Source organism: Burkholderia seminalis DSM 23518 (assembly GCF_902832885.1).
GTDB lineage: Bacteria > Pseudomonadota > Gammaproteobacteria > Burkholderiales > Burkholderiaceae > Burkholderia > Burkholderia seminalis.
This window is the reverse complement of sequence record NZ_CADFDK010000025.1, coordinates 1-22,189: the sequence shown is the minus strand read 5'-3', so window position 1 is coordinate 22,189 and position 22,189 is coordinate 1. Positions and strand designations below refer to the sequence as shown.

General features: G+C 64.2%; 23 protein-coding genes. 12 read left to right on the top strand and 11 right to left on the bottom strand.

What is annotated here, in order from left to right; all coding sequences use genetic code 11:
• Nucleotides 1-61: 61 nt before the first annotated feature.
• Together HWX00_RS35460 and HWX00_RS35455 are read right to left on the bottom strand one after the other, a co-directional pair.
• Nucleotides 62-529 (bottom strand): universal stress protein, encoded by a 468-nt coding sequence (locus HWX00_RS35460; protein ID WP_034189755.1) that lies wholly within the window; start codon nt 527-529, stop codon nt 62-64.
• Nucleotides 530-1,036: 507 nt separating this feature from the next.
• On the bottom strand, nt 1,037-1,444 hold the full coding sequence (locus HWX00_RS35455) for a DUF3005 domain-containing protein (RefSeq protein WP_034189754.1): 408 nt from the start codon (nt 1,442-1,444) through the stop codon (nt 1,037-1,039).
• 279 nt (nt 1,445-1,723) lie between these two features.
• On the opposite strand from HWX00_RS35455, the gene HWX00_RS35450 reads away from it, so the two are divergent.
• Both HWX00_RS35450 and epsC read left to right on the top strand, forming a co-directional pair.
• Nucleotides 1,724-1,957 carry a hypothetical protein gene (locus tag HWX00_RS35450; RefSeq protein WP_034189753.1) on the top strand — a complete coding sequence of 78 codons (234 nt, stop codon included), beginning with the start codon at nt 1,724-1,726 and terminating at the stop codon, nt 1,955-1,957.
• A gap of 137 nt (nt 1,958-2,094) precedes the next feature.
• Nucleotides 2,095-3,015, top strand: coding sequence for a serine O-acetyltransferase EpsC (gene epsC / locus HWX00_RS35445; protein WP_034189752.1), 921 nt, complete (start codon nt 2,095-2,097; stop codon nt 3,013-3,015).
• Nucleotides 3,016-3,064: 49 nt separating this feature from the next.
• Here epsC and HWX00_RS35440 read toward each other — a convergent pair whose 3' ends face one another.
• The 3 genes from HWX00_RS35440 to HWX00_RS35430 all read right to left on the bottom strand — a co-directional run bounded on the left by HWX00_RS35440 (nt 3,065) and on the right by HWX00_RS35430 (nt 5,526).
• Nucleotides 3,065-3,868: an SDR family oxidoreductase gene (locus HWX00_RS35440; protein WP_034189751.1), complete on the bottom strand. Its 804-nt coding sequence runs from the start codon at nt 3,866-3,868 to the stop codon at nt 3,065-3,067.
• The gene (folE, locus tag HWX00_RS35435) at nt 3,868-4,503 is read right to left on the bottom strand and encodes a GTP cyclohydrolase I FolE (protein ID WP_034189750.1); all 636 of its coding nucleotides are present in this window, start codon (nt 4,501-4,503) and stop codon (nt 3,868-3,870) included. Before folE ends, HWX00_RS35440 begins: the two co-directional genes overlap by 1 nt.
• 96 nt (nt 4,504-4,599) lie before the next feature.
• Complete coding sequence (locus tag HWX00_RS35430; RefSeq protein WP_049030913.1) at nt 4,600-5,526, bottom strand: LysR family transcriptional regulator; 927 nt, start codon at nt 5,524-5,526, stop codon at nt 4,600-4,602.
• 116 nt (nt 5,527-5,642) lie between these two features.
• Between HWX00_RS35430 and pobA the strand changes: the two genes are divergently transcribed.
• The 7 genes from pobA to HWX00_RS35395 all read left to right on the top strand — a co-directional run bounded on the left by pobA (nt 5,643) and on the right by HWX00_RS35395 (nt 12,657).
• Nucleotides 5,643-6,875, top strand: a complete 1,233-nt coding sequence (gene pobA, locus HWX00_RS35425) for a 4-hydroxybenzoate 3-monooxygenase (RefSeq protein ID WP_034189748.1) — start codon at nt 5,643-5,645, stop codon at nt 6,873-6,875.
• Between the two features lie 143 nt (nt 6,876-7,018).
• Nucleotides 7,019-7,735, top strand: coding sequence for a 3-oxoacid CoA-transferase subunit A (locus tag HWX00_RS35420; RefSeq protein ID WP_021157587.1), 717 nt, complete (start codon nt 7,019-7,021; stop codon nt 7,733-7,735).
• A 64-nt stretch (nt 7,736-7,799) separates the two neighbouring features.
• A complete protein-coding gene (locus HWX00_RS35415; RefSeq protein ID WP_034189746.1) occupies nt 7,800-8,456 on the top strand; it encodes a CoA transferase subunit B in 657 nt (218 codons plus the stop codon).
• Between the two features lie 88 nt (nt 8,457-8,544).
• The gene (locus HWX00_RS35410; RefSeq protein ID WP_059556390.1) at nt 8,545-9,918 is read left to right on the top strand and encodes a 3-carboxy-cis,cis-muconate cycloisomerase; all 1,374 of its coding nucleotides are present in this window, start codon (nt 8,545-8,547) and stop codon (nt 9,916-9,918) included.
• Nucleotides 9,918-10,703, top strand: a complete 786-nt coding sequence (gene pcaD / locus HWX00_RS35405) for a 3-oxoadipate enol-lactonase (RefSeq protein WP_175028895.1) — start codon at nt 9,918-9,920, stop codon at nt 10,701-10,703. Before HWX00_RS35410 ends, pcaD begins: the two co-directional genes overlap by 1 nt.
• A 10-nt stretch (nt 10,704-10,713) precedes the next feature.
• Nucleotides 10,714-11,100, top strand: a complete 387-nt coding sequence (pcaC, locus tag HWX00_RS35400) for a 4-carboxymuconolactone decarboxylase (RefSeq protein WP_034189743.1) — start codon at nt 10,714-10,716, stop codon at nt 11,098-11,100.
• 198 nt (nt 11,101-11,298) lie between these two features.
• The gene (locus HWX00_RS35395; protein ID WP_034189742.1) at nt 11,299-12,657 is read left to right on the top strand and encodes an MFS transporter; all 1,359 of its coding nucleotides are present in this window, start codon (nt 11,299-11,301) and stop codon (nt 12,655-12,657) included.
• A gap of 58 nt (nt 12,658-12,715) precedes the next feature.
• Here the strand turns inward: HWX00_RS35395 and HWX00_RS35390 are convergent, their stop codons facing one another.
• The 6 genes from HWX00_RS35390 to HWX00_RS35365 all read right to left on the bottom strand — a co-directional run bounded on the left by HWX00_RS35390 (nt 12,716) and on the right by HWX00_RS35365 (nt 19,827).
• Nucleotides 12,716-12,964, bottom strand: a complete 249-nt coding sequence (locus HWX00_RS35390) for a hypothetical protein (RefSeq protein WP_034189741.1) — start codon at nt 12,962-12,964, stop codon at nt 12,716-12,718.
• 108 nt (nt 12,965-13,072) lie between these two features.
• On the bottom strand, nt 13,073-13,690 hold the full coding sequence (locus HWX00_RS35385; RefSeq protein ID WP_049029386.1) for a LysE family translocator: 618 nt from the start codon (nt 13,688-13,690) through the stop codon (nt 13,073-13,075).
• Between the two features lie 610 nt (nt 13,691-14,300).
• Nucleotides 14,301-15,419 carry a tyramine oxidase subunit B gene (locus tag HWX00_RS35380; RefSeq protein WP_175028896.1) on the bottom strand — a complete coding sequence of 373 codons (1,119 nt, stop codon included), beginning with the start codon at nt 15,417-15,419 and terminating at the stop codon, nt 14,301-14,303.
• A 61-nt stretch (nt 15,420-15,480) separates the two neighbouring features.
• Nucleotides 15,481-16,755 carry a phosphopyruvate hydratase gene (eno, locus tag HWX00_RS35375; RefSeq protein WP_175028897.1) on the bottom strand — a complete coding sequence of 425 codons (1,275 nt, stop codon included), beginning with the start codon at nt 16,753-16,755 and terminating at the stop codon, nt 15,481-15,483.
• A 1-nt stretch (nt 16,756) separates the two neighbouring features.
• Nucleotides 16,757-18,166 carry a glycerate kinase type-2 family protein gene (locus HWX00_RS35370; RefSeq protein ID WP_175028898.1) on the bottom strand — a complete coding sequence of 470 codons (1,410 nt, stop codon included), beginning with the start codon at nt 18,164-18,166 and terminating at the stop codon, nt 16,757-16,759.
• 257 nt (nt 18,167-18,423) lie between these two features.
• On the bottom strand, nt 18,424-19,827 hold the full coding sequence (locus HWX00_RS35365; protein WP_175028899.1) for an aminotransferase-like domain-containing protein: 1,404 nt from the start codon (nt 19,825-19,827) through the stop codon (nt 18,424-18,426).
• 161 nt (nt 19,828-19,988) lie between these two features.
• Between HWX00_RS35365 and HWX00_RS35360 the strand changes: the two genes are divergently transcribed.
• From HWX00_RS35360 to HWX00_RS35350, 3 genes are all read left to right on the top strand, one after another.
• Nucleotides 19,989-20,762 carry an aldolase gene (locus HWX00_RS35360; RefSeq protein WP_175028900.1) on the top strand — a complete coding sequence of 258 codons (774 nt, stop codon included), beginning with the start codon at nt 19,989-19,991 and terminating at the stop codon, nt 20,760-20,762.
• Nucleotides 20,763-20,859: 97 nt separating this feature from the next.
• Complete coding sequence (locus tag HWX00_RS35355; protein WP_059620791.1) at nt 20,860-21,996, top strand: branched-chain amino acid ABC transporter substrate-binding protein; 1,137 nt, start codon at nt 20,860-20,862, stop codon at nt 21,994-21,996.
• Between the two features lie 74 nt (nt 21,997-22,070).
• Nucleotides 22,071-22,189: ABC transporter permease subunit (locus HWX00_RS35350; RefSeq protein ID WP_425129260.1), on the top strand; the 119-nt coding region annotated here is incomplete at its 3' end.

Genomic DNA, 22,189 nt, shown 5'->3' with positions numbered 1-22,189 from the left:
CCGCAAGTTGCCGCTGTCGGGTGACAAAACGTCGCGACCGGCGGCGCGTGCCGGATACCGTTCAGGCAGGCTGTTCGTCGACGTTCGCGGCCGCGGGGATCAGCAGCACGGGCACGGTGGCGTGCCGCACGCATTGTTCGGCGATGCTGCCGAGCACGAGGCGGCGGAAGCCGCGGCGGCCATGCGTGCCGAGCACGAGCAGATCGGCGCCGAACGCCTTTGCACCATCGAGGATCAACGACGAGACATCGTTGAGCGACGTCGCTTCGTTCTGCCGTGTTTCGCCTTTCACGCCGGCGGCCTGCATCAGCTTCGTGAAATCCTGCGCGAGTGCGTTGCCCTGCGCGACGAGCTGATCGCGCAGCACGGACGGATCGTAGCCGGGCACGTTGTAGTAGATCGCGGCGTTCTCGACGACGTAGAACGGTTGCAGCTCGGCGCCGTGCGCTTTCGCAAGCGCCAGCGCGGCATCGAACGCGTGGCGGGACGTGTCGCTGCCGTCGACGGCAACCAGAATACGCTTGTACATAGTGTCTCCGAATGGCGGGTTGAAACGAAGTCGGCCGGATGGCCGATCGGGCTGGGCAATGCGCGATGCTGCGAGGCAGGGTAAACCAACGGCGGGGACTTTGCAGTGCGGCGCCCGCCGGGTCGCGCGGCCGCACGGCGCCTGCCGCTGCGGCGAACGGCCAGGCGCGCGGCGCATGCCGCACCGCGCGACGCGGGGTGCGTCGCGTGCGGCTCGGTCGTGGCCGCCGCGCGCGTCGGCGGCGGGAACGCATGAGGACATGCACCAGCCGGGCGCGACAGACACGTCGATGCACCGCCCGTGTCGCCATTCAATCGCAACCGGGCCGTTTCGACATGACTTCGATCAACGCATGGGCATTGGCACGATTCGCGGCATGCATGAAGCCGTGGATGCCGATGCGTGAAATCGTTCAATCGAGCATCGGTCGCGCACGCCGGTCCGCCGCCACCGGTCGCCGACCGGTGCCGTTGCGCAAACGAACGATCGATTCAAACGGCGCGCCGGCTATCGCGGTACGGCCGTCAGTTCGATGATGCGTTCCGGCCGCCGTCCGTGGCCGGGCCAGTACGCGCTGCCGTACATCCTGTGAACGGGGCCGAACGGCGCGTCGCCCGGAGCCGGCGCGTCGAAACCTTTCTCGATCACCATGTAGCCCGCGCGCAGCGCGAATGCCGGATGGTTGCCGCCGGGGCGGCTGTCGAACCCGGCGAAGCCGTCGCCGGCTTCCGGCATCGCGTTGACGAGCGACGCATTGCTGCGCGTGATCTGGTCGGGCGAGATCGGCCCGCCGCCGGCGAGGCGCGACGCCTCGCGGTTCTTGCCGTCGGTGTCGACCGTGCTGTCGTGCGTGTCGTCGTTGTCGAGCTCGATGCTGCGCGGATGCACACGACCTGTTTGACCGGATGATTCCATCGCGGCTCTCCTGGCGGCGAAACGCTCCGGATCGAAGCAAATCCCGTTCCGGGCACGACGGGAAAAGGCGCGCGAGCGACCGCCGCAGCCGCGCGGCGCGCACTGATTTGTCATGATTTATTTCAGCTAGAAGACACGTTTTCTACAGAGTATGATTCTTTTCCTGCGAAGCGGCGACAGGGGATGCAGACGCGCCGCCTCTGCCCGCGCCGGGGCGCCGCAGCACCCCTTGGAGACGGGTAGTGAACAACAAAGCAAGGGACTAGAGGTGGCGGATTCATGCAAGCGACTACTGCCTTCACGCACCGCGGTTATCTGTTGAATTGCGCGCCCGCGCGCGCCAGCGACGGGTCGTTCAAGCCCTACGTCGTGATCTCCCGATCGAGCGACGGGGAGCTCGTTGCGAACCGTTTTTTTCCGATCGAGCTCCAGTTCAACGACGAAGGCGACGCGATCGCGCACGCGCGCGACTGGGCCGTGCGATGGATCGACGCGAGCAGCGTCACGATGTGACGCCGCCGCGCCGGTGCAGCACTGGCCGTCCGGTCGAGCCCCGGTGTCCCGCTCCCGGACGAAAAACGCGGTAATCTTGCGGAACCCGTCACTTTATTAGCGGCCGTGCGACCGAGCGCGGCTGCGTGCATTGGCATATGTCGACATCACCCGCCCGTCAGTGGGGCCTCGAAGAAATCGTCGCCGGCTTGCGCGAGTCGCGCGAGGAACTCCATCGCACGCGTCATCCGCGCGGCATCCGCGAACTGCCGTCGCGCGATGCGATCTGCAAGATTGTGACCGGCCTGCGCGCGTCGATGTTTCCGACGCACTACGGCGCACCGGACCTGACCGACGAAAGCGTCGATTATTACGTCGGCCACACGCTCGAAAGCACGCTGCGCATCCTGGCCGAGCAGATTCGCCGTGCGCTGCCGTTCCTGCCCGAGCATGCCGATACGCCGTTCGCCGAGCTCGACGAACGCGCGTTCGAGATCGCGCGCGAATTCGGCCGGCAGTTGCCGGCGGTCCGCGCGCTGCTCGTCAGCGACATCCAGGCCGCGTATGCGGGCGATCCGGCCGCGCAGCACATCACCGAGATCCTGCTGTGCTACCCCGGCGTGTTCGCGATGATGCACCATCGGCTCGCCCACGCGCTGCACCGGCTTGGCGTGCCGCTGCTCGCGCGCTTCATCAATGAAATCGCGCACTCGGCCACCGGCATCGATATCCACCCGGGCGCGCAGATCGGCCCGAGCTTCTTCATCGACCACGGCACCGGCGTGGTGATCGGCGAAACCGCGATCATCGGCGAGCGCGTGCGCGTGTACCAGGCCGTCACGCTCGGCGCGAAGAGTTTCCCGGCCGATGGCGAAGGCGCGCTGGTGAAGGGCAATGCGCGGCACCCGATCGTCGAGGACGACGTGGTGATCTACGCGGGCGCGACGATTCTCGGCCGCGTGACGATCGGACGCGGCTCGGTGATCGGCGGCAACGTGTGGCTCACGCACAGCGTGCCGCCTGGCACCAGCGTCGCGCAGGGCAAGGTTCGCGAAGGCGGGAGCGCCGAGAAGCCGTAACGCGGCGGGCGGCGGCGCGCCCGCTTCGCACGGGCGCGCGCCGTGTGCGTCAGTGCTTGCCGTCCGGCGAGCGGTGCTTGTACAGCACGTCCTGGTCGACGCGGATCAGGTTCTGTCCCGCATCGACGACGAAATCCACGCCGTTGTACGCATTGCCGGTCAGCAGCAGGATCGCGCTCGCGACGTCGTCGGGGCCGGCGATGCGCGCGAGCGGCGTCGACGCGCGGCTCGCGTGTTCGAAATCGGCCTGCGTCTGGTCGTCGCTCGGCAGCATCAGCCCGGGGAACACCGCGTTCACGCGCAGCACCGGTGCGGACGACAGCGCGAGCATCTGCGTGAGGTTGCCGAGCGCGGCCTTCGCGACCGTGTAGCTGAAGTGGTCGCGGTGAAAGTTTTCCTTGATCTTCTGGTCGACCACGTTCACGACGACGCCCTGCGTGCCGGCGGCGCGCGCCCGTTCGTAGAATGCCCGCGTGAGCAGGATCGGCGCGCGGCAGTTGACGGCCCATGCCTGGTCGAACGCCGCGAGGTCGAAGCTCGGGAAATGGTCCTGCCAGAACACCGACGCGTTGTTGACCAGTACGTCGAGGCGCCCGAAGCGCGCATACACCTGGTCGATCAGCGCGGCGATCTGCGCGGCATCCGACAGGTCGGCCTGCAGCGCGACCGCATCGTGCCCGCTTTCGGCGATCGCGCGCGCGGTTGCCTGCGCCGCATCGGCCGAGCGGTCGTAATGCACCGCGGTGCGATAGCCGTGCTTCGCGAAATACTCGGCGAACGCGCGCCCGGCCCGGCGCGCGGCGCCGGTCACGAGCACGACGGGCGCGTGCGCCGCTTGCTTCGTCTGCGCCATCAGGTATTCGTGAGGTTGACTGAAGAAGGATTCGCGACGATCGACAGGAATTCGCGCCGCGTCGACGGATCGGTGCGGAACGTGCCGAGCATGCGCGACGTGACCATCTCGACGCCCGGCTTGTGCACGCCGCGCGTCGAGATGCACTGGTGCGCGGCTTCGAGGATCACGCCGACGCCCTTCGGCTGCAGCACGTCGAACAGCGTGTCGGCGATCTGCACGGTCATCTTTTCCTGGATCTGCAGGCGCTTCGCGAATGCGTCGACGAGGCGTGCGAGCTTCGAGATGCCGACCACGCGATGGTTCGGCAGATACGCGACGTGCGCGCGGCCGATGATCGGCACCATGTGGTGCTCGCAGTAGCTCTCGAAGCGGATGTCCTTCAGCACGATCATCTCGTCGTAGCCGTCGACTTCGCTGAACGTGCGCGCGAGGATGTCGCGCGGCTCCAGCGCGTAGCCGGCGAAGAACTGCTCGTACGCGCGCACGACGCGCGCGGGCGTATCGATCAGGCCTTCGCGTGCGGGATCGTCGCCGGCCCAGCGCAACAGCACGCGGACGGCGTCTTCCGCTTCTTCGCGGCTCGGCCGGGTGACGGCCGGCTCGGGCCGCACGGTTTTCTTTCCCTTACCCATGTAGTGGCTCCATCGAAGGCCGCCTCCGGCGGCCGATATCCGGCCATTGTTTCATGCTTTCGCGGGTCGTGCGTGCGGCCCCGCGCTCACCCTTCGTCACTTCGGCCATTCATCCTGCTCGTCGTTGAACAGCGACGCGACGACCCCGCGCAGCCAAGCGGTGCGCGGATCGTTGTGGTACTTGCGGTGCCAGTGCTGCTTCAGGTCGAAGCGCGGCAGCGCGAGCGGCGGCTCGACGGGCACGATGAACGCGTGCTCGGCCGCATACGCATAGCCGATCGCATGCGGCACCGTCGCGATCAGGTCGGTGCGGCTCAGGATGAACGGCAGGCTCATGAAGTGCGGCGTCTCGAGCACCGCGCGGCGCTGCATGCGCTGCTTCGCGAGATATTTCTCGAGCACCTCCTGGCTGCGGCCTTCGGCGCGCACCACCGCATGGCCGCAGGTGAGGAACTGCTCGACCGTGAACGGCGGCGTCTGCTCGAACGGATGGCCGCGCCGCATCAGGCACACGAACCGGTGCGTGAACAACCGCTGCTGGAAGAAGTTGTTGCCGTCGAGGTCGGGGAAGTAGCCGACCGCGAGATCGATCGACCCGGCTTCGAGGCCGCGCCCGACTTCGTCGTGCGCGAGCGAGACCGAACGCAGGTTCGCGTGCGGCGCGCGCGTCGCGAACGCCTGCAGCAGCTTCGGCAGGAACACGATCTCGCCGACGTCCGACAGCGCGATCGAGAACGTATGCGTGCTCGCGGCCGGGTCGAAGTCGTGCGGCGCGACGAGGCCGCGCTCGATCTGCGCGAGCGCGTCGCGAGCGGCCGGCAGCAGCGCGAGCGCGCGCGGCGTCGGCTCCATCCCGCGCGACGTGCGCACGAACAGCGGATCGCCGAAATACTCGCGCAGCCGCCCGAGCGCGGTGCTCACGCGCGGCTGGCTCACGCCGAGCAGGTCGCCCGCGCGGCTCACGTTGCGCGTGTCGTCGAGCGCGACGAGGTAGGGAATCAGGTTCAGATCGAGCGCTTCCATCGCCGGGCCAGTATCGTCAAAACGTATACAACATATCTCCTGAATCGCGTTGCCGCATAGTCGGGAAAGCGCTCAAATGCGTTCCATTACTCGAACCAATGTTCAGGAGACGAACAATGCGCACCCAGGTCGCCATCATCGGCGCCGGTCCGTCCGGCCTTTTGCTTTCCCATCTGCTGCGCCTGCAAGGCGTCGATTCCATCCTCGTCGAAGCGCGTTCGCGCGAATACTGCGAGAACCGCATCCGCGCCGGCGTGCTGGAGCAGGGGACGGTCGACACGCTGAACGAAGCCGGCCTCGGTGACCGGATGCGCCGCGAAGGGCTCGAACATCACGGCATCGAACTCCTGTTCGACGGCCGGCGCCATCGCATCGACCTGTCCGAGCTGACCGGCGGGCGCGCGATCACCGTCTACAGCCAGCACGAAGTCGTGCGCGACCTGATCGCGGCCGGCGTCGAGCACGGCCACCCGATGCACTTCGAGGTCAGCGATGTCGCGCTGCACGATGTCGAAGGCGAGCACCCGTTCGTCACGTTCAAGCATGCGGACGGCCGTGCGGACCGCATCGACTGCGACTACATCGCCGGCTGCGACGGCTTCCACGGCATCGCGCGCCAGACGATTCCCGCGGAGCGGCTGAAGACGTTCGAGCGTGTCTACCCGTTCGCGTGGCTCGGCATCCTCGCCGACGCCGCGCCGTCGCTCGACGAGCTCGTGTACGCCCATCATGACAACGGTTTCGCGCTGTTCTCGATGCGCTCGCCGACGGTCACGCGCCTGTACCTGCAATGCAAGCCCGACGAGGATCTCGCCGAATGGTCCGACGCGCGGATCTGGGACGAACTGCACACGCGCTTCTCGAACGACACGGGCTGGACGCCGACCGAGGGCCGGATCACGCAGAAGAGCGTGACGCCGATGCGCAGCTTCGTGTCGGAGACGATGCAGCACGGGCGCCTGTTTCTCGCCGGCGATGCCGCGCATATCGTGCCGCCGACCGGCGCGAAGGGGATGAACCTCGCGGTGGCCGACGTCCGCGCGCTGTCTCGCGCGCTCGGCGCACGCTACCGGACGGGCGACGCGACGCCGCTCGACACCTATTCGGCGACCTGCCTCGAACGCGTGTGGCGCGCCGAGCACTTCTCGTACTTCATGACGAACATGCTGCACGCGTCGCCGGACGACTCGCCGTTCGTCAATCGCCTGAAGTTTGCCGAACTGAAATATGTGACGCGCTCGCGGGCCGCCGCGCAGTCGCTCGCCGAAAACTACGTCGGATTGCCGTTCGACGACGCGACGGCCCCCGAGGGAACCCGCCTTGACAACGCGCTGTGCGCGCCTCTATGATCGGCCCATCGTTCGCTAATCGAATCTAGGTTCGATGAGCGAACAAATGCCGGGATCGACGTCGGCCCCGGCGCGGCACGCGGCACGCGCGTGTCCCCTCGACAGGCCGCGCATCGAGCCGCGGGTTCGTATCAGGAAGAGACATGGTCAACAAGATTTTCGAATCGCTCCAGTCGGCGGTGGCCGACATCCACGATGGCGCGACAATCATGATCGGCGGCTTCGGCACGGCCGGCATGCCGTCCGAGCTGATCGACGCGCTGATCGAGCAGGGCGCGCGCGACCTGACGATCGTCAACAACAACGCGGGCAACGGCGAGACCGGCCTCGCGGCGCTGCTGAAGGCGAAGCAGGTGCGCAAGATCATCTGCTCGTTCCCGCGCCAGAGCGATTCGCAGGTATTCGACGGGCTGTACCGGGCGGGCGAGATCGAGCTGGAGCTCGTGCCGCAGGGCAACCTCGCGGAGCGCATCCGCGCGGCAGGCGCCGGCATCGGCGGCTTCTTCACGCCGACGGGTTACGGCACCAAGCTCGCGGAAGGCAAGGAAACGCGTGTGATCGACGGCAAGCCGTACGTGTTCGAGACGCCGATCCACGCCGATTTCGCGCTCGTGAAGGCGTACAAGGGCGATCGCTGGGGCAACCTCGTGTACCGCAAGACCGCGCGCAACTTCGGGCCGATCATGGCCAGCGCCGCGAAGGTCGCGATCGTGCAGGTGTCGGAAGTCGTGCCGCTCGGCGCGCTGAACCCGGAACACATCGTGACGCCGGGCATTTTCGTCCAGCGCGTCGTCGAGGTGCCGCAGGCCGCGCACGCGGCCGAGCTGGCCGCCGAACACGCCGCTTCGCAAGCTGCCTGACCGAACTTTGTATGGGACCGGAGCAAGCGCTGAAGCGTCAGCCCCGGTCGCCAGGAGACCCGACATGAAACGACTGACCCGCGATGAAATGGCCAAGCGCGTCGCCCAGGACATCCCCGAAGGCGCGTACGTGAACCTCGGTATCGGCGTGCCGACGCTGGTGGCGAACCACCTCGACCCGAGCAAGGAAATCTTCCTGCACAGCGAGAACGGCCTGCTCGGCATGGGCCCCGCGCCCGCGCCGGGCGAGGAAGACGACGAACTGATCAACGCCGGCAAGCAGCACGTGACGCTGCTCACCGGCGGCGCGTATTTCCACCACGCCGATTCGTTCGCGATGATGCGCGGCGGCCATCTCGACTACTGCGTGCTCGGCGCGTTCCAGGTGTCGGCGACCGGCGACCTCGCGAACTGGCATACGGGCGCACCCGATGCGATTCCGGCCGTCGGCGGCGCGATGGATCTCGCGATCGGCGCGAAGCAGGTGTTCGTGATGATGGAGCACCTGACGAAGCAGGGCGAAAGCAAGATCGTCGCGCAGTGCTCGTATCCGGTCACCGGCGTGCAATGCGTAAGCCGTATCTATACGGATCTCGCGGTGCTCGACGTGACGGCCGACGGCCTCGCGGTGAGCGAGATCTTCACCGACCTGTCGTTCGACGAACTGCAGAAGCTGACCGGCGTGCCGCTGATCGACGCGACGCAGAAGGCGGCTGCCTGAACCGCCGGCGTGCCGGCGCGTGCGCTCGCGCGCAGGCCGGCCCGCTTGGGTGGACAATAGGCACACGCCGTTTCCCCAATCCGATGCCATGCTTGAAGACAGCGCCCGCCTGACCTCCCTCATCTGCGGCACCGAGCCGCTCAACCGGATCTGGTCGCCCCGCGCGACGATCCAGCGGATGCTCGACGTCGAGGCCGCGCTCGCGCGCGCGCTCGCCGCGCGGCAGGTGATTCCCGCCACCGCGGTCGCGCCGATCGAACGCGCATGCGACGCCGGCCGGCTCGACGCCGACGCGCTCGCGCATGGCGCGGCGCTCGGCGGCAATCTCGCGATTCCGCTCGTCAAGCAGCTCACCGCGCAGGTGAAGGCCGACGACCCCGAGGCCGCGAAGTTCGTGCATTGGGGCGCAACGAGCCAGGACATCATCGATACCGCGACCGTGCTGCAGCTGCGCGACACGCTCGACGTGCTCGAACCGATGCTCGACGAAGCGTGCGCGTCGCTCGCGGCGCTCGCGCGCACGCACCGCGCGACGCCGATGATCGGCCGCACGTGGCTGCAGCAGGCGCTGCCGATCACGCTCGGCCTGAAATTCGCCCAGTGGCTCGACGCGCTGCTGCGCCATCGCGCGCGCTTCGCCGAATTGCGCGCGCGGGCGCTCGTGCTGCAGTTCGGCGGCGCGGCCGGCACGCTCGCGAGCCTGCGCGAGCAGGCGAGCGGCGTCACTGCCGCGCTCGCGGCCGACCTGCGGCTTGAAGCGCCGGCCGTGCCGTGGCATACGCAGCGCGACCGCATCGCGGAAGCCGCGTCCTGCTTCGGGATGCTGACGGGCACGCTCGGCAAGATCGCGCGCGACGTGTCGCTGCAGATGCAGACCGAAGTCGGCGAGCTCGGCGAACCGGCGGCCGCCGGCAAGGGCGGCTCGTCGACGATGCCGCACAAGCGCAACCCGGTCGGCTGCGCGGCCGTACTGACCGCCGCGGTGCGCGCGCCGGGCCTCGTCGCGACCGTATTCGCGGGGATGGTGCAGGAGCACGAACGCGCGCTCGGCGGCTGGCAGGCCGAATGGGATGCGCTGCCCGACCTCGCGCGCCTGACGGGCGGCGCGCTCGCGCAGATCGCGCAGATCGTCGCGGGGCTCGACGTCAATACCGAACGCCTCGCCGCGAACCTCGACCTCACGCACGGGCTGATCCTCGGCGAAGCCGTGATGCTCGCGCTCGGCGACCGCATCGGCCGCCTCGATGCGCACCATGTCGTCGAGCATGCGTCGAAGGAAGCGGTGCGCACCGGCGCGACGCTGTTCGACGTGCTCGCCGCCGATGCGACCGTGTCGGCGCACCTGTCGCGCGACGCGCTCGCGCGGCTGCTCGATCCCGCACATTACGTCGGCGAGGCGCAGGCCTATGTCGACGCCGTGCTCGCGCTGCATGCGGGCGCGCAACAACCAGGAGAACATTGATGCCTTTCGCCACTGTCAACGGCGTGAAACTGCATTACCGGATCGACCGTGCCGCGCGCGCCGACGCGCCGTGGCTCGTCTTCTCGAACTCGCTCGGCGCCGACCTGCAGATGTGGGCGCCGCAGATCCGCCCGCTCACGCAGCACTTCAACATCCTGCGCTACGACACGCGCGGCCACGGTCATTCCGACGCGCCGGCCGGTTCGTACGCGATCGAGCAGCTCGCCGGCGACGTGATCGGCCTGCTCGACCACGTCGGCATCGACTGCGCGCATTTCTGCGGGATTTCGATGGGCGGGCTGACGGGCGCCGCGCTCGCCGCGCGCTACCCGTCACGCATCGTGCGCGCGGTGCTGTCGAATACCGCCGCGAAGATCGGTTCGCCGGAAGTGTGGGTGCCGCGTGCGCAGAAGGCGCGTGCCGAAGGCATGGCCGCGCTCGCCGACGCCGTGCTGCCGCGCTGGTTCACCGACGCATTCGTCGAACGCGAGCCGCGCCTGTTCGACGCGATCCGCGACACCTTCGTGCATACCGACAAGGACGGCTACGCGGCGAACTGCGACGCGCTGAACGCCGCCGACCTGCGCGAGGAGGTGAAGGGCATCACGCTGCCGGTGCTCGTCGTGACCGGCGCGAAGGACATGTCGACGCCGCCCGACCAGGGCCGCGCGCTTGCTGCCGCGATTCCCGGTGCGCTGCACGTCGAATTCGACGCCGCGCACATTTCGAACATCGAGTGCACCGACGGCTTCAACCGTGCGCTGCTCGATTTCCTGAACGCATGAGGTAACGACGATGGACGACCAGGAACGTTACGAAGCAGGGATGAAGGTGCGCCGCGCGGTGCTCGGCGACGCGCACGTCGACCGCTCGCTCGAGAACCGCACCGAGGTGACCGACGAATTCCAGAACCTGATCACGCGCTATGCATGGGGCGAGATCTGGACGCGCGACGGCCTGCCGCGCCATACGCGCAGCCTGCTGACCATCGCGATGATGGTCGCGCTGAACCGCGGCGAGGAACTGGCGCTGCACCTGCGCGCCGCGCGCAACAACGGCGTGACGCGCGACCAGATCAAGGAAGTGCTGCTGCAGACCGCGATCTATTGCGGCGTGCCGGCCGCGAATTCCGCGTTCCATCTCGCGGACAAGATCTTCAAGGAACAGGACGCGGCCGCGTAAGACGGCCGGTCAGGCGCGGCCGGCTGAGGGCGGCCGGCCGCCGTCGCGCGGCTTGCTGTCGCAAGCGGGTCGCGCGACGGGATCGATGAACGTGCCGGCAGAGCATCGGCACGCGGCGCACCGGATGGCCGGTGCGCGAACAAAGAAAGGGCACGGCTTCATGCCGTCTTGCTCGTACCTATATCCAGGAGACTCGCGATGAATCGCGCACCCGTGGTCGATGTCCAGACCTTCATCAACGAGCAGCCGTTCGGCGGCTTTCAATGGCTCGTGTTCCTCATGTGTTTCGTGATCGTGCTGCTCGACGGCTTCGATACGGCCGCGATCGGTTTCATCGCGCCGTCGCTGCTCGGCGAATGGAACCTGACCAAACCCGATCTCGCCCCGGTGCTGAGTGCCGCGTTGTTCGGCCTCGCGTGCGGCGCGCTCGTGTCGGGCCCGCTGTCCGACCGGCTCGGGCGCCGCTCGCTGCTGCTCGGCTCGGTGTTCCTGTTCGGCGTCGCGTGCCTGATGTCCGCCTTCTCGAACACGATCGGGCATCTGACGATCCTGCGTTTCATCACCGGCGTCGGGCTCGGCGCGGCGATGCCGAACGCGGTCACGATGATGGGCGAGTTCTGCCCGGACAAGCGCCGTGCGACCGTGATCAACCTGATGTTCTGCGGCTTCCCGCTTGGCGCCGCGTTCGGCGGCTTCCTGGCCGCGTGGATGATTCCGCATTTCGGCTGGCGCAGCGTGCTGGTGCTCGGCGGCGTGACGCCGCTGCTGCTCGGCGTGCTGTTGCTGCTGAAGATGCCGGAATCGGTGCGCTTCATGGTCGCGAGCGGTCAGTCCATCGACAGGATCCGCGCCACGCTCGCGCGCATCTCGCGCGACGCGCTGAACGCCGGCTCGTTCGCGATGACCGAAGCCGCGCCGCAAACCGGCAGCAAGGGCCTCGGCGTCGTGCTGTCGCGCTCGTACATCGTCGGCTCGGTGATGCTGTGGCTCGCGTACTTCATGGGCCTCGTGATCTTCTACGCGTCGATCAACTGGATGCCGATCCTGCTGAAGGATGCGGGGCTGACGCCGAAGAGCGCGACGCTGATCTCGGCACTGTTCCCGCTCGGCGGCGTGGGCGCCGTGCTGTGCGGCGTGCTGATGGACCGCTTCAACGCGAACCGCGTGATCGCCGTGTGTTACGCGCTGACGGCGGTGAGCGTGTACGCGATCGGGCAGGCGGCCGGCAACGTCGGGCTGCTCGTGCTGATCGTGTTCGTGGCCGGCGTGCTGATGAACACCGCGCAATCGTCGATGCCGGCGCTGGCCGCCGCGTTCTATCCGACCGAAGGGCGCGGCACGGGCGTCGCATGGATGCTCGGCGTCGGCCGCTTCGGCGGGATCGCGGGATCGTTCCTCGTCGCCGAACTGACGCGCCGGCACTTCTCGTTCGCGGGCGTGTTCGCGACGATCGCCGTTGCGGGCGTGCTCGCGTGCATCGCGTTGCTGATCAAGCAGACGGCGCGGCCGCATGGCGTCGCGCAGCCGGCCGGCAAGATCGAGTCGCTCGGGCATTGAGCGACGCAAGGGCCGGTGCGTTGCGCCGGCCCCGCTTCCAGCGGCACCGCTCGGGCCGCTATTCTTCCGCGTCGTGTTCCTTGACGAAATTGCGCAGATACGCGCGCAGTGCGGCCTCCCGGCCGCGATGATCGTCGTGGTTCGCGGCGCCCATCTCTTCCTCGTCGCCGAACAGTGTCGGCGGCGCGCAGTAAGTGCCGACTTCGATGTTCTCGCGCAGCACGCGGATATCGTGCGTGAGCGGGTGATACTCGGCGATCCAGTGCACGCCCTCGATGTGTTCGCCCGCCCTCAGCAGTGGCTTCATCGGCTTGTCTCCCGACAGCTGCGGCGCAACCGGCGAAGCGGTTGCGCGCGCCCGTACCAAAAGGGTACGCCTGCCTTGCGCGAATCTCAACGGGCGCGCCGTGAGCGCTTACTGCGGCAGCAGGTGCGCGACGAGCGGATACAGAGACAGGATCAGCAGCACGGCCATCGTCACGTTGAAGATGCGCAGCGCGCGGGGATTCGACAGGAAGCGGCGCAGGCCGAGGCCGAACGCGGCCCACAGGCAGATGCACGGGAAGCCGATCAGGATGAACACGACGGACATCCATGCGGCGTTCATCCCGTAGTCGGCGGACAGGCGGACCGTCGTCGCGGCGGTCAGCACCATCATCCAGGCTTTCGGGTTGACCCACTGGAACGCGGCGGCTTCGACGAACGTCATCGGCCGCGGCTTGGCGCCGTGCGCCTTCACCTCGCCCGACGTGCCGATGCGCCACGCGAGGTACAGCAGGTACGCGACGCTGGCGGCCTCGAGGATCGTATACAGCAGCGGCAGGCGCTTGAACGCCTCGCCGAGGCCGAAGCCGACGCTGAGCATCAGGATCGCGACGCCCATGCTGATGCCGAACAGGTGCGGCATCGTGCGGCGGAAACCGAAGTTGACGCCGGATGCGAGCAGCATCGTGTTGTTCGGGCCGGGCGTGATCGACGTGACGAGCGCGAACAGCATGCCGGCGGGCAACGCGCTGAGGGTGAGGAATTCCATCGCGGATTCTCCATTTCTGTTCTGGACTGGGATGGAGGTCAGTTTAGCGACGGTTTTCTGTACAGTACCGGTACAGTTATGTGGATGGATGCCGGTACGGGGGGGTGCTGCTTGGGGGCTCGGTGTGGTGCGTGTTGTTGTTTCTCAGAAAAGATGTCCGCAGTCTCGATATGTTGTCTTTGAATAAAAATTCATATCAATGTGGAATTTTCGTCGTATTCGCGAATTCACGCTGGTCCTGAGGTTTTTATTCTGAAATTCAATGAAGTGCGCAAACTTATCATTGCGTCGAAGTGGAAAAAGTGCGTCGCGAGCGATGTAAATGACGAGGGGTGGCTAACACCTGAATGCTCAAAATCAACCTCTCACAGCTTGTCATTCAACACGGTTACTCAGATCAACGTGACCAATCGAGGCGGTCCGCTGCACGCAGCTTTGCCAAGAGTACTTGGTGCAAGCAGTCCCAAACCTCGACGCTCGCCAGCATTCGCCCGGCATGAGCCTTCGGCCTATGGCCGAAGGCTCAGGAAAGCCCCGACACTGGCGCTCGGCACTTTCCGGGGGGATCCAGGCGGCTCAATTGCCGGGAGTGCGATTCACGGCGACCCGATCAGAGAGCCGGCTTTTCCCACAAATTGAGGGACGTGCCGATCTTCCTTTCCCGCGCGTTGTTATAGAGCTCCGTCCCCCAGCTGATGTCGAAAACCGCCATCCCGCATGCTATGAAGATGACACGCTCCTTCGTGCTCTCCCGGCCCGGCTTGTCGCCATTCACGACATGACCGAGGCTGGTCGAGTCAGGCAGGGCGGGCAGCTTGCCTGCATCGATCAGACGGAAGAACGGGCCGCCAATGACGCTGCTGTAGTAGCCTTCCTTGTTGCCCGATGCGATTGCGTCCTCGACATAGGCTTCCTGCAGCGGGGTATGGTCGTATACGATCCTGGCGCCGGTCAGGAACGACTCGTCGGTATTGAACGGGCCTGAGACGAGAATGGTCGCGCCCTCCTTGATCCATTCGTCCTTGAAATAAAGCGGCTTCAGACGCGACGCTGCCACGGTGATGACATCTGCATCACGGAAGCCTTTCTCGGCCTCATCGGTACCGGTGGCGGAAATCCCGTACGTTTGCTGAACCCAACCGGCGAACTCGTTCGCCTTGTCGAGGAAGACGTCGAAACAGACGACGTGCTGGATCGAGCCGAGCTGGGTCATGATCGCGGTGAAGCACGCCTTGTTGATCGGGCCGCAACCGATAACAGACATACTTCTCGCATCTTGGTTGGCTAGATACTTTGCCGCCACTCCCGGCACGGCTCCGGTTCGGGCCGCGCTCAACAAGTTCGCCGACATCAGCGCCAGCGGCGCGCCCGTGTCCTTGTCATTGAGCATCATGGTCAAGATCGAGCGCGGCAGGCCTTTCTCGGCATTGGCGTGATTCGATCCGTACCATTTGTTGCCGCACACGTCGAAGCGACCGCCCAGATAACCGGGCATTGCAGCAAAGCGGCGGTCCGGACCGGCAACCGGCATGTTCGGGAACTTCGTCTCTTTCGGGAAGACGATGTTCATTCCGTGGTTATTGTGATTGGCGCCACCCATCAGATAGTCGCCTCTGCCGAGGAGTCCGAATGTCTCCTCGCATACGGACACGCAGCGCGCGGCATCCAGCACGCCAACTGCGATCATGTCCGGCTCGGAAAGGTACAGAAAGTCGATTTTGGGATACATGGTGCAGACCTCGTCGAAAAAGGAAGATGTTGGGTGTCAAGCTTCGATCCCGACTCAGTGGTCAGAATCGGAGAAGTGGTGAAATGTCGTAGAGGCGGCAACCCGGGATTCGCGCATTTGCCCGCAACAGAAAGTTGAGCTTTTCGATCCGCTCGCCGGAACGGGGCGCGCCATTCTTCTGGAGCGGAACTTCGAGGCCGACCGAAAAATCCATCACGACGTCATCCACGACACCACCGGAGCGGCCCGAGGGCACCGCGATCATTCCGTGTTGCAGCGCAAATCGATAGGCGTCCATCGCCTCCGTGATCGTTCCGACCTGGTTCGGCTTCAACACGAACCCGTCCACGGCACGAGTCTCGAAAGCCCGCTCAAGTAACGGGAGACTGGTGACCGTGAGATCGTCGCCCAGAATGATCGATCGTCGAATTTCTCGAACCGCCGTGCTGTAACCTTCCCAGTCGTTTTCATCGAGCAAATCCTCGATGAAGACCAAATTGAATTTCTCGGTCAGGAAGCGGGCATAGGCAATGAGTTCGGAGGTGGACACCCGTTTGCCTTTCAGCAGATACGTGCGGGTTTCCTTGTCGTACATCTCGCTTGACGCGCAATCGAGCGCAAACGCGATCCGGCCTGTATAGCCACAGGCGTCGATGGCCTTTTGCATCAGCGTCAACACGACTTCCGGGTCATCCGAAGGGGCGGCGTAGCCATAGGAACTGGCGACTTGAGGTTTGTGGCCCAGATATTCGGTCAGTACATGGCCAAGCTTCTGAAACACGGCCACCGCCATTTCGATGGCGAAGTCGACACTGTCAGTGCCGTACGGCACGATCAGGAACTCGTTGAACGGCTGGGTGAGCCCATCGTATCGTCCGCCGTTGATCACGTTGAAGCATGGGACCGGCACGGTCCTGATGTCGCGGCCGGCGATGTGAGCGTACAGCGGAATCGATCGGGCATTCGCCGCCGTACGGAATGCCGCGATGGATACCGAGTAAATCGTGTTTCCGCCGAGGCGGGACTTATTGGGTGTGCCATCGAGCGCGATCATTTTTTCGTCGATCGCTCGCTGATCGAACACGTTCATGCCGATCAGCGCCGGACCAATTACATTGACCGCGTTGTCGACGGCGTTATGAACACTGAGCCCGTCGTAGGTCGCTGGATCGCCGTCCCGCAGGACGAACGATTCGTGCATCCCGACGGAAGTGCCGGTGGGTGCCGCACCTCGACCAACCGCACCGCTTTCGGTGCGCACCTCGACTTCGACTGCGGGCCGGCACTTGCAATCGATGATCTGAAGTGCCCGGACGGATGTGATCTTGTCTTCCATGTCACTTGCTCCCGTTCGGTTCAGGAACATAAAGGATGTTCAAGTCACACAGGTTGGTACCGGTGTTGCCGGTGAAAATGGCGGAGTCGATCGACTCGAGTGCTTCGAAGCAGCTGTGCTCGCGCAGTGCCTGATAGAGGTTGACTCCCTTTGCGGCAGCCGCGGTGAAGCTGGTCGAGTCCGTCATGCCTCCCGCCACCGTCGCCGTGCCGTCCGTGCCTTCGCTGTCGATCGACAGCAGGCAGGCGCCCGTCGTTTTGGCCGCCGCGATAGCGAAACTTGCGGCCATTTCCTGACCAGGCCCGCCGTGCCCCTTGATCACGCTGTTATCGTCGATAAGCGTCGTCACCTCACCGGAGCTGAGAAGCACGCAAGGGGGCTTGATCGGGTTGCCGTACGTCTGGATTTCGCGCGCCATCGACGCGAAGAAGGTGCCGGCGTCGCGACTTTCTCCTTCAAGGAACGACGACACGATCATTGCGGGGATACCCATCTCCTCGCAGACTGCCTTGGCGTAAATGCAGGAGTCGGGCAGCGTGTTGAGCAGGAAGTAGGTATTGTCCGGAAAGGCCTTCGGGGTCTCCGCGTCGGGGCCTGCGTTCATCAGATAGTCGACAACGCTTTTGGGCAGGCGATCGGCCACGTTGCGATTGATGATCGTGGCGCGAGCGTCGTCCAGGGTCGTCATGTCGGGACCGATCGGCGTGCTTTTGTAGGCGGCGTAGGGCACCGAAATGTCACTCGTGGCAGGCGATCCGACCGCGTCGCTGATGCCGAAACCGATCAGTTCGGCACCCGTGTCCTGTATGCGCTGCGCCAACATCCCGCCGTTCAAGGCCGAAATGTGGCGGCGCACGGCATTGATCTCGTAAATGCCTGCACCGGATTTCAGCAGCACATCCGTGGTATCGATCTCGTCCTGCAGGCTGATTCCTTCGATCGGACAGGACATGAGCGCCGAACTTCCGCCGCTGATCACCGCGATGAACAAGTCGTCTGGTCCGGCCTGATCGACGAGTTCGATGATTTGCTTCGATGCCCGATGGCCTTCTTCGTTCGGGAGGGGATGCCCGCCGACGAACACCTCGGTCTTGTTGAAACGGTCCGATTCTTCCCGGATTTTCACGATGGCGATACCGTGCGTCAGGCGATCACCCAACACATGGTCGACTGCCATTGCCATGTGGTTGCAAGCCTTGCCAGCGCCGACCAGATAGACGTTTCGCTTGCGCGAAAGGTCCCACGAGCGCGTTCCGATATGCAGTACGCTACCTTCCATGCGCATGATGCTTCGAATTCGCTGGTAGCTGTCGAGCCTGTCGAGTGTCCGGTCCGCGATCTCGAGTACGATCTGCCGTGACGAAACGACGCCATTCGAGAGGAGTGCTTCGTAATTTCGTATCTTTTTCATGCTGAAAATTGATCGGAGTTACCGCCGCATCGAAATCATGAACGACGTGTTGTCCGTCAATTTATGCAATCGAGCCAAACAGATACATGCACACTGCGGTGGATCGTCAGATAACTGTAGTGGCCTTGTTGCCTGCACACTTGGATCCGCGCACGGCGTGGACGCTAGCTCATGCGCGTGCCGACTCGAGTGGGTTCGAGAGATCACCGGTTCGTTGCGCGACGCCGATTCCCTGGCGGCTTCGTGACGAGACCGGGTCAGTGTGTAATGGCATGCGCCAGAAACGCATAAAGACGATCGAAGTTGCAGTGCGCAACATTGAATCGCAGCCAACTACTGGTTGGATTGGTGGCGTAGAAAAGATTGCCTGGCGCCAGAAGAATCTTGTGGTCGACCGCACGTACAGCGAGTTCGGCTGAATCGCAATTGATTCCCGCGGGCCGTGCCCATACGAACATTCCGGATCGAGGTTCGCAGAACACTTCAAAACCGATCGATTCAAGCCGGCGACAGGTCCGTTCCTGCGCGGTAGCGAGACGATCGCGCAATTGCTCGGCCTGCTTCCTGAAGTGTCCTTCGGACAGCACTGCATGTGCCAGTTGCTCCGTGATCGTCGGCGTCGACATTCCGGACACCAGCTTCTGGTAAAGCAAACCCTCGAGAAGCGCGGGCTCCGCGGCCACGAATCCCACGCGCAGGCCGGCACCGATGGTCTTTGAAAAGCTGCCGACGTAGACCACTCGTTTCAATTGATCCATGGACGCGAGCGCGACTGAATTTCCGGACACCAGACCGGCAGAGACGTCGTCCTCGACGATGATGCAGTCGTAGCGCTCGGCAAGCTTCAGGACCTTGAATGCCGATGCCGAGCTGTAGCTCGCACCGGTCGGATTATGCAGCCGCGTATTGGTGAAGAACACTTTGGGGCGATGAGTCTCGAACGCCTGCTCCATCGAAACGACGTCCGGACCGGTAGGTGTCATCGGAATCCCGACTGCCTTGATCCTGCGCAATCGCAATGCAACGAGCAGATCGCTGTAGCAGGGCTCGTCTACCAGCACGGTATCGCCCTCGCGCGTAAGATGACGAATGGCGAGATCCAGCGCCTGGTTGGCACCCAGCGTAGTGACGATGCCCGTGGAACTTGCCTCGATCTCGTGTTCCGCAAGTTGCCGCACGATTTGCTCACGCAACGGCTCATACCCCTTTGCGTGCCCGTACCCCAATAGAGATCGCGGCTGCGCCGCTACCTGTCTTAGCGCCCGCCCAAGGCCGTCCGCGTCGAACCATGCCTCTGGAATCCATCCCGAGCCCGCGTGAATCGTGCCTTCCGTTCCCTCCAGAACGTTACGCAGCGACCATCCGTTCGTGAATTCCTCGTTGAGTTTCTCGATGGTCGGAGGTATCTCGCTACGGCTTCGATCCGCGACATAAAAGCCGGATCCACGCCGTGCCATCAAGACGCCTTGCGCCACCAGGCGATCGTATGCTTCGACGACCGTAAATGTCGACACGCCATGTGCCTCGGCGAATACGCGGATGCTCGGAACCTTGGCCCCGGACCGCCAGGTTCTTTCGTTCACCGTTGCCGTCAGCCCGGCCACGATCTGTTGAACCAGGGACGATTCCCCCTGGGGATCGAGCGTCAGTATCGGTTTCATCGCCGCACCTATCACATCAAAAATACCGGCCCATATAACCGTGCAGGCGACGAACCCAATACAGTTAGTCACCCTCGTTTTAAAGTGTACATGTATCCGTGCAGGTTTGATTCACTACATTGAAGGGGAATCGCATACGCATACTTGCACTGGACGACCCCATGGCACACGCCACCGATTTTTTTCCTGGATCGAAGACCGATGAGCTCGCGAATGCTCGCGACGATCTGGCCGCGGCATTTCGCATCGCCGCGCGCCTCGGCTTCCACGAGGGCACATGCAACCATTTCAGTCTCTTGCTCCCGGGCAGTCGGGAAACGTATCTGATCAATCCGTTCGGACTCAGCTTCGAAGAGATCCGACCGGCTGATTTGCTGCTCGTCGATTCCGCCGGCTCGGTAATCGACGGAGTCGGACGAGTCGAGAAAACCGCGCTCAACATCCATTCCCGAGTTCATCGCGCCTCGCCTGATGCCGCATGCGTACTTCATACGCACATGCCTTATGCCACGGCACTGACGACGCTCGACGGCTTTCGCCTCGAAATGTGCCATCAGAACAGCCTTCGCTTTTTCGATCGCATTGCCTACGACCGTGATCATTCGGAATACGGAGGACTTGCACTCAGCGAACAGGAAGGAGACCGGATTGCCGCCGCGTTGTCTTCCAAGCGTGTCCTGATGCTCGAGCACCACGGCGTGATAGTCACGGGCCCTTCGATTGCCGCGGCACTCGACGATCTCTACTACCTCGAACGAGCCGCCCAGATCCAAATCCTCGCGATGTCGAGCGGGCGTCCGCTTAAGCGCGTGAGCGACGAACTGGCTCGTCGGACTTCTCGTGAATTCGACCGTGATCGAGATGAATATGCACGACTTCATTTTCGCTCGCTCAAGCGGCTTCTGGAATCTGCACAACCGCACTGGCGGGACTGACTATCCCACGTCAAGCGCAATCGGCCATCTCGTGCCCGCGCTCCTGACGCTGCAACCATGTCGACTACCCAATTTGCCCACGCCACGGAGGTTTCACATGAAGTACTGTCACAAACTCACCATCGCCACCCTGTTGCTCGGGGGAATCAGCCCCGCATTGATTTCTGCCGCGCATGCGGATCAGACTGTCAGGATCGGTGTCGCGGGCCCGTTGACGGGCGGCCAATCGAATTTCGGCAAGGACGATGAGCGAGGCGTGCGGCTGGCGATTGAAGAGCTGAATCGGACGCCGATCGTCGTCGACGGTCAATCCATCAAGTTCGAAATGCTGTCCGAGGACGATGCTGCAGATCCCAAAACGGGCGTCTCTGTCGCTCAGAAGCTCGTCGATTCGGGTGTGAAGGCGGTCATCGGCCACTACAACTCCGGCGTGACCATTCCCGCCTCCCGCATCTACAACAATGCGCGTGTTCCGATGATTACCGGCGCCGCTTCAAATCCGGCGATCACGCAGCAGAGCTTCCCGTATGTCTTCCGGCTTGCGGCCAATGACAACGTGATGGGCGCACGCATGGCCGAATATGCGGCAAAGGTATTGCATGCAAAACGCGTGGCGGTGATCGACGATCGCACGGCATACGGATCAGGCGTAGCTGACGTGTTTGCCGCGACGGCGAAGAAGAACGGTATCGACGTCGTCGCCAGGGAATATTCCAACGACAAGGCAACGGACTTCAACGCGATTCTGACGCACATCAAGGCTCAACGCCCGGACGCGATCTTCTACGGCGGGTACTACGCGCAGGCAGCCGCCATCGGGCGACAGTCCAAGCAGTTGGGTCTTGCGGTTCCGGTGCTAGGCGGGGACGGGATCTGCTCGGTCGATATGCCGAAGCTGGCTGCCGGAACGCTGAATGGGCGGGGGTATTGCGCCGAAGGCGGCGCACCGCTCGCGACGTTGCCCGGTGGTCCGGAATTCGCGGCACGGTATGAAAAGCAATTCGGTGTGAAGAACGATGTTTACTCGCCGGCATTCTATTCGGCCACGATGGTGGTCGCGCAGGCGATGAAGGCGGCGAATTCGACGGACCCCGAAAAGTTCGTTCCGATGCTCAAGCAAATCCAGTTCTCGACGCTGGTCGGAAAGGTCGCGTTCGACAAGAACGGTGAATGGATTGATGCGCCGGTGACCGTGTACAAAGTGTCGGGCGATAACCTCAGTCCGACGCAGTGATACTTCGAGCGAGAACGACGAGTAATCGGCGTTCTCGCATGCCGATCCAATAGTAATCAACTCTTGGGAGTGACATGGACATTTTTGTCCAACAAATTCTGAACGGGCTGGTGCTCGGCAGTGTCTACGCCATCATCGCGTTGGGCTACACGATGGTGTACGGCATTCTCGGCATCATCAACTTCGCGCACGG